8 protein-coding genes are annotated in these 9,941 nt (G+C 73.5%); 3 read left to right on the plus strand and 5 right to left on the minus strand.

The features are described from left to right. The first annotated feature begins 33 nt into the window (after positions 1-33). Entirely contained in the window at positions 34-1,701 is a 1,668-nt protein-coding gene (locus ACFWRV_RS19685) for a bifunctional aspartate transaminase/aspartate 4-decarboxylase (protein ID WP_384336202.1), read from the plus strand. 103 nt (positions 1,702-1,804) lie between these two features. Here the strand turns inward: ACFWRV_RS19685 and ACFWRV_RS19690 are convergent, their stop codons facing one another. From ACFWRV_RS19690 to ACFWRV_RS19700, 3 genes are all read right to left on the minus strand, one after another. Further along, positions 1,805-3,292: a cellulose binding domain-containing protein gene (locus ACFWRV_RS19690; RefSeq protein ID WP_384336204.1), complete on the minus strand. Its 1,488-nt coding sequence runs from the start codon at positions 3,290-3,292 to the stop codon at positions 1,805-1,807. Positions 3,293-3,434: 142 nt separating this feature from the next. Further along, the gene (locus tag ACFWRV_RS19695; protein WP_384336206.1) at positions 3,435-4,910 is read right to left on the minus strand and encodes a sensor histidine kinase; all 1,476 of its coding nucleotides are present in this window, start codon (positions 4,908-4,910) and stop codon (positions 3,435-3,437) included. Further along, entirely contained in the window at positions 4,907-5,623 is a 717-nt protein-coding gene (locus tag ACFWRV_RS19700) for a response regulator transcription factor (protein ID WP_384336208.1), read from the minus strand. The genes ACFWRV_RS19695 and ACFWRV_RS19700 overlap by 4 nt, the downstream gene beginning before the upstream one ends. A gap of 144 nt (positions 5,624-5,767) precedes the next feature. Between ACFWRV_RS19700 and ACFWRV_RS19705 the strand changes: the two genes are divergently transcribed. Continuing rightward, entirely contained in the window at positions 5,768-6,358 is a 591-nt protein-coding gene (locus ACFWRV_RS19705) for a hypothetical protein (RefSeq protein ID WP_384336210.1), read from the plus strand. 9 nt (positions 6,359-6,367) lie between these two features. Here ACFWRV_RS19705 and ACFWRV_RS19710 read toward each other — a convergent pair whose 3' ends face one another. Together ACFWRV_RS19710 and ACFWRV_RS19715 are read right to left on the minus strand one after the other, a co-directional pair. Further along, positions 6,368-7,327 carry a spermidine synthase gene (locus ACFWRV_RS19710; protein WP_384336212.1) on the minus strand — a complete coding sequence of 320 codons (960 nt, stop codon included), beginning with the start codon at positions 7,325-7,327 and terminating at the stop codon, positions 6,368-6,370. Between the two features lie 76 nt (positions 7,328-7,403). Beyond that, positions 7,404-7,850, minus strand: coding sequence for a hypothetical protein (locus ACFWRV_RS19715; protein ID WP_384336261.1), 447 nt, complete (start codon positions 7,848-7,850; stop codon positions 7,404-7,406). Positions 7,851-8,196: 346 nt separating this feature from the next. Here ACFWRV_RS19715 and ACFWRV_RS19720 point away from each other — a divergent pair, with 346 nt between their 5' ends. Then, entirely contained in the window at positions 8,197-9,720 is a 1,524-nt protein-coding gene (locus ACFWRV_RS19720) for a tetratricopeptide repeat protein (protein ID WP_384336214.1), read from the plus strand. Positions 9,721-9,941 lie beyond the last annotated feature (221 nt).

Raw genomic sequence — 9,941 nt, forward strand, 5'->3', positions numbered from 1 at the left:
ACGACCACCGACCCGAAGGAGACGGACACCGCCATGCCCAGGACCAGCCTCAGCCGTGCAGAGATCCGTTCGTTCGCCCAGCTCTCGCCCTTCGAGCTGAAGGACAAGTTCATCCAGATCGCGACCACCGCACAGAGCGGCCGACCGGGCCAGAAGGGGAAGACCACCCGGGCCATGCTCAACGCGGGCCGCGGCAACCCGAACTGGGTCGCCACCGGGCCCCGCGAGGCGTACCACGCGCTCGGCTACTTCGCGATCTCGGAGTCCCGGCGGGTGTGGACGGCCGACAACCTGGGCGGCATGCCGGAAGAGCCGGGGTGTGCGGAGCGCTTCGAGCACTTCGTCCGTACGCACCCGCAGCTGCCGGGCATCGAGCTGCTGAAGGCGAGCGTGGACCTGGCGGTGAAGCGGTTCGGCTTCGACCGGGAGGCGTTCCTGCACGAGCTGGCGGACTCCTCGATCGGGGACAACTACCCGGTGCCGGACCGGATCCTGCGCCACACCGAGGAGATCGTGCGCGGCTATGTCGCGGACGAGATGTTCGACCACCGGCCGCCCGAGGGACAGACGCTCAGCCTGTTCGCCACCGAGGGCGGCACGGCGGCGATGTGCTACATCTTCGACTCGCTGATGAAGAACGGGATCCTCGAGAAGGGTGACCGGATCGCCCTGCTGGTGCCGGTGTTCACCCCGTACCTGGAGATCCCCGAGCTGGACACGTACGACTTCGACGTGGTGCGGGTGGAGGCGAGCCTGTTCACCGAGACCGGGGTGCGGCAGTGGCGCTACCCGGAGGAGGAGATCGGCAAGCTCGCTGACCCCTCGATCAAGCTGGTCTGCTGCGTGAACCCGAGCAACCCGCCCTCGCTGGCGCTCTCCACCCGGGTCTCCGAGCAGATCGTGTCCATCGTCGGCGAGCGGAACCCGAACCTGATCATCGTGACCGACGATGTGTACGGGACGTTCGTGGAGGGCTTCCGCTCGCTCGCGGCCGACCTGCCGCGCAACACGCTCCTGGTCTACTCCTACTCCAAGCACTACGGGGCGACCGGCTGGCGGCTCGGGGTGATCGCGCTGCACGACGACAACGTGATCGACGCGATGCTGGCAAAGCAGGACCGGGAGCAGAAGGACCGGCTCAACAGGCGTTACGGGTCACTGTCGTTGGAGCCGGAGAAGATCCGGTTCATCGACCGGCTGGTGGCGGACTCCCGGCAGGTGGCGCTGAACCACACGGCGGGTCTCTCGCTGCCGCAGCAGGTGATGATGGCGCTGTTCTCGCTGTTCGACATGTTGGACGAGGGGCAGGCGTACAAGCACCGGATCCGGGCGATCGTCCAGCAGCGGCTCGAACTCCTGCTGGAGGGGGCGCACATGAAGATCTCGGAGGATCCGAAGCGGGCGGCGTACTACATCGAACTGGACCTGCTGGCCGAGGCGGAGCGTGTCCACGGAAAGCCGTTCGCCGACTTCCTGGAGCAGAACTACGAGCCGGTCGACCCGCTGTTCCGGCTGGCGGAGCAGACCTCGGTGGTCCTGCTCAACGGCGGTGGCTTCGACGGTCCGGAGTGGTCGGTGCGGGTGTCGCTGGCCAACCTGGACGACCTGGACTATCTGAAGATCGGCCACCATCTGCGGGCGATCTTCGACGCGTACGCGGAGGAGTGGCGGGCGGGCGATTCCCGCCCGTCCGGCGGCTGAGGACGTCTTCCGGGGACCGGGAAGAACGCGCCCCGGCCGGAGGTGGGGTGGTCCGGCCGGGGCGCGCGTGGGGGGCGCGGTGGAGCGGGGCGAATCGTGCGGGCTACCGGTAGGCGGCGAACGCCTTCGTGAAGGCCAGCGGTTCCTGGTCGATCGAGCTGCAGGTGGCGTCGGCCTCCGGCTTGGGGCCGCCGGGGCAGGCCTTGTCCCGGGTGCCGGACCACATCGCGAGGCGGCCGATGCCCTTCTCCTGGGCGAACTTCACCAGTTGGCCGGCGTCCTCGACGGTGAAGATCTCGGTGACGACGTCGTTGACGCCGATCATCGGGGTGACCGCGACGGCCTGCCACGCGGCGGCGTCCGAGAGGCCGAGGACGCCCTTGATCTGGGCCTGGGTGGCGGTCGCCGCCTGGATCGCGTACGTCCCCATGTCGTCGCTGTAGGCGGGGCCGTAGTCCATCGCCATGATGTTGACGGCGTCGACGCGGACGCCGTTCTTCTCCGCGTCGGCCAGCAGGTCCACGCCCGGCTGGGTCAGGCCCTCGGGCATGACGGGCAGCGTGAAGGCGACGTCGAGGTCCGGGTACTTCTTCTGGAGCTGGGCGATGGCCTGGGAGCGGCGGGTGTTGGCGGCCGCGTCGGGCAGGGCGGCGCCCTCGATGTCGAAGTCGACCTTGGTGAGGTCGTAGGCGTCGACGACCTTGCCGTACGCGGCGGCTAGATCGTCGGCGGAGGAGCAGTTGAGGGCCAGTTCGGCGCCGGCCGCGCCGCCGAAGGAGACCCGGACGTCACCGCCCTTGCCCCGCAGGGCGGCTATCTGCTGAGCGACTTGGTCGTCGCCGAGGCCGGTGACGCCGCCCCAGAGCGGCGCGCAGCCGCCGCCGGAGGTGATGAAGGCGAGGTGGAACTCCTTCACGCCGGTCTGCTCGACGGTGTCCAGGAGGTCGTAGGCGGGGTTGAGCGAGGTGTCGACGAAGGGGGCGAACCGGGCGCCGGTTTCCCCACCGCCGCCGGGGCGGCCGGTGGCGGTGGGGGTCGGCGTGGGGGGCTCGGTGGGGGCGGTGGCGGAAGGGCTGGACGAGGGGGTGGCCGTCGGCGTCGGGGCCTCGGTCGGGGTGTCGGTGGGGCGGCCGCCGGGGGTGGGGGTCGCGCCGCCGTCGGCGGAGCAGGCGGCGTTGTTGATGAGACAGCCGGCCGGGTCGCCCGCGGTGCCGGTGGCGGAGGTGACGAAGCCGACGGTCACGGACTTCCCGGGGGCGAGTTCCCTGTCCCAGCTCGCGGGCTTCACGGTGACGCGGCGGTCCTTCACCGTGTGTTCGCCGTTCCAGAGCGAGCCGATGCTCGTGCCCGCCGGGAGATCGAACTCCAGCGTCCAGTCGGTGAGGGTCTCGTCGGTCTCGTTGGTGACGACGTAACTACCCGTGTAGCCGCCGTTCCAGTCGCTGGTACGGGTGTACGCGGCGCCGACCGCGGCGGCCTGCGCCGTGCCGGACAGGGCGAGGACGGTGCCGCCGACGACGGCCGCGGCCACGATGGCGCCGATCGCCTTGGTGCGGGCCGCCGTCGTGCGGCGGTGCGTACGGGAAACCATCAACGTGCCTGCCTGCCTGTGTGTTCTGCGGATCTGTTCGGGGGACGCGAGAGCACGCTAGCGGCAGCGGAACGGGCAAAAGGGGCGTTGCGGGCGGGGGTTGATGTTCTTAGGGCGCGCTTAAGGAACGCATGGGTGCGGGTTAATGCTGGGGCCCGGGACCGGTCGTGGTCCGGGGTTCCCGGCGTCGCTGCCAGCCGGTCCGGCGGCCGACGCGGCGGCCGTGGCCGCGCCGTCCGCGCTCGGGCCGGCTGCCGTGCAGGCCGATCCAGATCCGGACCTCGGTGCCGCCGAGGACGGACCGGCCGATGCGCAGGTCGCCGCCGGTGGACTCGGCGACCCGGCGCACGATGTCCAGGCCGAGGCCGGTGGAGCCGACGGAACCGCTCGCCCCGTCGCGCCCGCTGGCGCCGCGGGCTAGGGCGGCTTTCGGGTCGTCGATCCCGGGCCCGGCGTCGGAGACGAGCACGATGACCGCGTCGCCGCTGTGGTGGACGTCGACGGCGAAGGCGGTGCCCTCGGGGGTGTGGCGGAAGACGTTGCCGAGCAACGCGTCCAGCGCGGCGGCCAGTTCGGGCCGGGCGACGGGGATGCGTACCGTACGGTCGACTCCCGCGAGGCGCACCTCGCGGCCCTCGTCCTCCGCGAGCGCCGACCAGAAGCCCATCCGTTCGCGGATCACCTCGGAGGCGTCGCAGCCCGCCCCCGTCTGCACCCCCTGGGTCTGCGGGCGCTGTTCGCGGGCGGTGCGGATGATCGTGTCGACCTCGTGCTCCAGTTGCTGGACCGCGGCCCGGGTCTGCTCGGCCGCCGGGCCCTCGCCGAGGGACGCGGCGTTCAGCCGGAGCACCGTGAGCGGGGTGCGCAGCCGGTGCGAGAGGTCGGCGGCCAGCTCGCGCTCGTTGGCCAGGAGCTGGACGACCTGGTCGGCCATGGAGTTGAACGCGACGGCGGCGGACCGCAGTTCGGTGGGGCCCTCCTCGGGGACCCGGGTGCCGAGGCGCCCCTCCCCCAGGTCCTGGGCCGCCCCGGCGAGGCGCTGGGCGGGCTGCACCATGCGGATGCCGAGCCGGTCGGCGACCGCGACCGAGCCGACGATCAGGGCGACGCCGACGCCCGCCAGCATCAGCCAGGCGGTGGCGACCCCGTTGGAGACCTCGCCCTCGGGGACGAACACCTCGATGACGGCGATGTCCCCGGTGCTCAGCGCGGTCGGCTGGAGAAGCGCGAAACCGCCGGTGACCTCGGTGACGGAGGCGCGCCCGGCCTTGCGCACGGTCTCCACGTCCTTGGGGGTGGCGCGCCGGGTTCCGATGTCCAGGGGCCCGCCCCCGTCCCGGTCCCCGGCCGCGCTCCCCTTACCGTCGGAGGCGGCGGCCGGGATGTGGACGGCGAGGCGTCCCCGGTCGCCCGGTTCGGTGGACAGGACGGCCCGGGTCAGCTCCTCGCGGTCGGTGGTGATGGAGAGGGTCGGGGCGATCGTCGCGGCCTGGCGTTCGGCGTCGGAGAAGGCCCGGTCGCTGGCCATCTCCCGGATGACGAGTCCGAGCGGTACGGCGAAGGCGATGACGACCATCGCGGTGACCGCCAGGCAGACCTTGACCAGGGCCCATCTCATGCGGGCGGCTCCACTGCCGGCGCGTCGGCCGGCGCCTGGAGCTTCACGCCGACGCCGCGCAGGGTGTGCAGATAGCGCGGGCGGGCGGCGGTCTCGCCGAGCTTGCGGCGCAGCCAGGAGAGATGGACGTCGATGGTCTGGTCGTCGCCGTAGGACTGCTGCCAGACCTCGGCCAGCAGCTCCTTGCGGGCGACGACCACGCCGGGCCGCCCGGCCAGGAAGGTGAGCAGGTCGAATTCGCGCCGGGTCAGGTCGAGTCCGGTGCCGTCCAGCTCGGCGCTGCGGCGCAACGGGTCGATGGAGAGCCCGCCGACGCGGATGACCCGGGGCGGCGGCGCCTCGCCCCCGGTGGCGCGCGAGCGGCGGAGCACGGCGGCCATCCGGGCGGAGAGGTGCTCGACGGAGAACGGTTTCGTCAGGTAGTCGTCGGCGCCGTCGTTGAGCAGCCGGACGATCTCGCTCTCGTCGTCCCGGGCGGTGGCGATGATGACGGGTACGTCGGTGATGGACCGCAGCATCTTCAGCGCCTCGGCGCCGTCCAGGTCGGGCAGTCCGAGGTCGAGGATGACCACGTCGAAGCGGAAGTGCGCGACCTCGCGCAGCGCTTCGAGCGCGGTGCCCACGCTCCGTACCGTGTGGGAGGCCTCACTGAGGTGCCGGATGAGGGCGGAACGTACGAACTGGTCGTCCTCGACCACGAGCACACTTGCCATGGGCGGCACCGTACGCCATGGCGGCGGGCCCGGTCCCGGCCCCGTCGGAATCCTCCGCAAAGGCCGGGGAAGGGCGGTTTCCCCACGCTCCGGGAAGAACCCGGGGCGAGCCAGGAGTGGGCCGGGTGGGGCAGGATGTGCCGGATGCAACGAGGACTCGTACACGCGCTGGCGTGGTCGCTCGCCACCGGCGCGGCGGTCACGCTCTCGTGGTGGGGCGTGCACACGGTCATGACGGGGACGGCGTACGACCCGCCCCGGGCCGTGCCGATCTCCGTGGGCGCGGGGCCTCCTCAGCGCATCGGGCAGAGCACCGAGGCGCCGCTCGTCTCCTCGACGCACCGGACGTCGCCCGCCCCCTCCGCCTCGTCGCGCACCGGCGAGGCGCGCCCCTCGCCGTCGGCCCCGCGCCCCTCCCGTACGCCGTCGGCCACCCCGGCGAAGCCGCCGGCGGGGTCGACTCCGGGGCAGGGTTCGGGACAGGGTTCGGGACAGGCTTCCGGGCAGGTGAAGAGCTATCGGACCGACGGCGGCCGGGTGGTGTTCGAGCTGGGCGCCGACTCGGCGAAGCTCGTCTCGGCGACGCCGGAGCCGGGCTGGTCGATGCAGGTGTGGACGAACGACGCCTGGATCCGGGTGGACTTCGGCGACGGGGGCGGGGAGGACGGGAAGACGTACTCGGTGTTCTGCACCTGGAACGGGACGCCGCCGACGGTGCAGGTCGTCGAACCGTGAGCCCCTGCCTCATGGCCTCTCGAAGACGGACGGCGGAGGCGCGGGCGACGGCTTGGCCGCCGTGTCGGTGACGACGGCCGCGCCGCCGGTGAAGTCGGTGAGCGCGCGGCCGTGTTCGACCCGGCCCGGGTGCGGGTCGCTCGCCACCCGCCGGGTGAACTCGGCGACCGGGAGCGGCAGGGCCGAGGCGAGGAGCACCGCGTTGCCGAAGCGGCGGCCGCGCCACACCACCGGGTCGGCGGCGAGCGCCAGTTCGGGGAAGACGGCGGCGGCGGTGGCGACCTGGCCGCGCAGATGGGCGAGCGGGGGGCCGTCGGCGAGGTTGGCGGCGTAGCGCCCCTCGGGCTTCAGGACCCGGCGCACCTCGGTGAGGAATTCGGCGGAGGTGAGGTGGGCGGGGGTGCGGGCCCCGCTGAAGACGTCCGCGATGACCAGGTCGGCCCAGCCGTCCGGGAACCTGCCGAGCCCCTCGCGGGCGTCGGCCGCCCGGACCCGGACGCGGGCCTGGGGGTCCAGCGGGAGGTGGTCGCGGACGAGCTGCACGAGGGGCGCGTCGAGCTCGACGATCTGCTGCGTGGAGCGGGGGCGGGTCGCGGCGGTGTACCGGGCGAGGGTGAACGCGCCGCCGCCCAGGTGCAGGACGTGCAGCGGCCGGAGCGGGGGTGCGGCGAGGTCGATGACGTGGCCGAGGCGGCGCTGGTAGGCGAAGGAGAGGTGCGCGGGGTCGTCGAGGTCGACGTGGGACTGCGGGGCGCCGTCGATCAGGAGCGTCCAGCCGTGCGGGCGCTCCCGGTCCGGTATGAGCTCGGCGAGCCCGCCGCCGACCGGCCGGGAGACCGGCTCGCGCTCGGCCCGGACCGATCCGCGCCCGGAGCCCCGTCCGCCGTCCTGGCGCCCCTGCGCCTTCGTGCCCGCGCCCTTGTCCGCGGCTTTCCCCTTGCCCCGGCCCGGCGTTCCTCGACGTGCCACGTTCGCTGGTCCTTGCTGGTGGGGGCCCGGGTCGCCGGCCTCGCGGAGGTGCTCCGCCCGTCCGGCCATTATGGGCTCAGCAGCAGTTGTCGGCCGCCTCGATCAGCCGGGCGGCCTGGTCGAGGGCGGCGCGGAGCACGGCCGGATCGGTGACCGGGGCGTCCTCGGCGGGCGGGAGCAGCCAGCCGGATCCGGAGCCGGGCGGCTCGGCGGGGATGCGCAGCCCGCGGCCGTCGGTCCGCGTACAGGCGCTGCCGGGTACGTCCCAGCCGTCGGCGGTGCCCGGCGGCACCAGGAAGCCGAGGGTGTCGCAGGCCCCGTCGTGCAGGACCGGGCCGACGGCCTCCTGGTCCGCGCCGCGGCGGAGGATGTCGACGGCTTCCAGGCCCTGCCGCGCCGGGACCGTGACGAGGTCCAGGGACTGGTCCGCCGGGGCGGGGGTCTCGCGAACCCGCACCGGCTTCGGCTTCGGCTTCAGGTGCACCGGCACCGGCACCGGGGGTGCGGGGTTCTTCGGATTCATCGGGGCCGTCGGGTTCATCGGGGTCGTCCGTGAGCCGGTCTCCCTGCCGAGGTGCAACAAGGGAACCCCTCCTCTCATCGCCGAACGGAGCCGCACTCCGTCTCCACATGGACCAACGCCGTGGGTGCGTCAAGGGCTACGGGCCCACACCGCCGCAAAGGATGGCAGTTCATGGCGGATCACGGGTGGTATGCCCCTTTCGCAACGAAACGCTGTGTGTGCGAACCGTCACAGCAGGTACGTTCTTGCTCCGCCGGGACACCGGAACTCCGGGGAAGCCGGGGAAACCGGGGAGGCCCGGGGACGCCGGTGGCACGACCCCGGCTGCACCAGAGAGGGGCCGGACATGGCGTCGACAGGGGCAGTTCCCAACCTCGCCTTCCGCCAGCTGCGCGGGCAGCGCTCCGCCGGAGAGTTCGCGGCGGCCGTCCGCAGAGCCGCCCGGGAGATCGGGGAGCAGGTCGCGTGCGACGCCCGGTACATCGGGCGCGTGGAGTCCGGGGAGATCCGCTGCCCCAACTACGCCTACGAACGCGTCTTCCTCCACATGTTCCCCGGGGCGTCCCTGACCGACCTGGGGTTCTCGGCCCGCGAGAGCGTACGGGGGCGGGGCGCCCGGGTCGTGTCCGAACCCCCGCCCGAGACCGCTTCCCCGGAGCGCTCTCCGGGGCCCGCCCCCGCCCTGGTGCACCGCGACACCGAAACCGACGACATCCCCGAGGAGAGCGACGTGCTGCGTCGCGTGTTCATGACGAGCGGCACCGCCACGGTGGCGGCCGCTTCCCTGGGTCTCGGCGGGGCGCCCGCCTCCGCCGCCCGGGTCTCTATGCCCGCGCAGCGCCGGGTCGGCGAGGCGGAGGTGATCGCCGTGGAGAAGGCCGTACGGCAGATCCGCCTGCTGGACGACCGGCACGGCGCGGACGGGCTCTACCGGCGGGCCGCCCAGCCGCTGCGCGCGGCGTACGAGCTGCTCGACGCCGGGAGCAGCGCACGGCGCGCCACCTCGGACCGGTTGCACGCGGGCGCGGGCGAGCTGGCCATCTCGGTCGGCTGGCTGGCCCACGACTCGGGCCGCTTCGACGACGCCCGCTCGCACTACGCGGAGGCGCTGGCGACGGCGCGGCTGGCGGGGGACGGCGGGCTTGAGGCGCACGCGTTCTGCAACACGTCGTTCCTGGCCCGGGACGCGGGGCGGCCGCGTGAGGCGGTACGGGCAGCCGAGGCCGGGCAGCGGGCGGCCCGCACGCTCGGCTCACCCCGGCTGCTGGCGCTGCTCGCGCTGCGGGAGGCGGGGGGCCGGGCGGGGCTCGGGGACCGTACGGGGTGCGACCGGGCGATCGGGCGGGCCCGGGCGGCGTTCGACCGGGGGCCCGCGGCGGGTGATCCGGAGTGGATGAGCTTCTTCCGGGAAGCGGAGCTGGAGCTGTTGGAGGCGCAGTGCTGGTCGGCGCTGGGCGACTGGTCCCGGGCGGCGCGGCACGGGCGGCGGGCGGTCGCGCTCCAGGACGCGCACTTCACCCGGAACCTGGCGCTGTACCGGGCCCAGCTCACGGGTGACCTGGCCCGGGCGGGGCGGGCGGAGGAGGCGGCGGCGACGGGGCACCAGGTGCTGGATCTGCTGACCCGGGTGCAGTCGTCCCGGATCCGGGGGATGTTGGCGGGGGCGGCCCGCGTGCTCGAGTCCCGGGCCGGGGCGGCCCCGGTGTCCGACTTCCTGACCCGCCACCAGGAGGCCCCCCGGGCGGCGGCGGGGGGCCGCTCTTCCGGCTCGGCGGGCGACCACGTTTCCGGCTCGTCGGGGGGCCACTCCGGCTCGTCGGGCGACCACTCCAGCTCGTCGGGCGACCGCTCCAGCCCGTCCGGCGTTTGAGGACGGAACCGTCGAGCACGTACTCGGGTGCGCATCAGGGTCTCCCGCTCCCCGGGGTCCGCAAAGGGCTCGCCCACCGGGCGAAGGGTTCCGTCCTCAAACGCCGGACGGGCTTGGGTGGCCCCGGGAGCCCGCCCAGCTCACGCCCACCGAGCGGACGGTTCCGTCCTCAAGCGCCGGACAGGCTGAGGGTGGTCCCGGAGCCCGCCCAGCTCACGCCC

It is taken from the genome of Streptomyces sp. NPDC058576, from assembly GCF_042718715.1.
Lineage (GTDB): Bacteria > Actinomycetota > Actinomycetes > Streptomycetales > Streptomycetaceae > Streptomyces.

Bases quoted from the DNA above. Each gene is read 5' to 3' on its own strand.
- ACFWRV_RS19690 (WP_384336204.1), bottom strand. From the start codon at position 3,292: ATGGTTTCCCGTACGCACCGCCGCACGACGGCGGCCCGCACCAAGGCG.
- ACFWRV_RS19700 (WP_384336208.1), bottom strand. From the start codon at position 5,623: ATGGCAAGTGTGCTCGTGGTCGAGGACGACCAGTTCGTACGTTCCGCC.
- ACFWRV_RS19705 (WP_384336210.1), top strand. From the start codon at position 5,768: ATGCAACGAGGACTCGTACACGCGCTGGCGTGGTCGCTCGCCACCGGC.
- ACFWRV_RS19695 (WP_384336206.1), bottom strand. From the start codon at position 4,910: ATGAGATGGGCCCTGGTCAAGGTCTGCCTGGCGGTCACCGCGATGGTC.
- ACFWRV_RS19685 (WP_384336202.1), top strand. From the start codon at position 34: ATGCCCAGGACCAGCCTCAGCCGTGCAGAGATCCGTTCGTTCGCCCAG.
- ACFWRV_RS19720 (WP_384336214.1), top strand. From the start codon at position 8,197: ATGGCGTCGACAGGGGCAGTTCCCAACCTCGCCTTCCGCCAGCTGCGC.
- ACFWRV_RS19715 (WP_384336261.1), bottom strand. From the start codon at position 7,850: ATGAATCCGAAGAACCCCGCACCCCCGGTGCCGGTGCCGGTGCACCTG.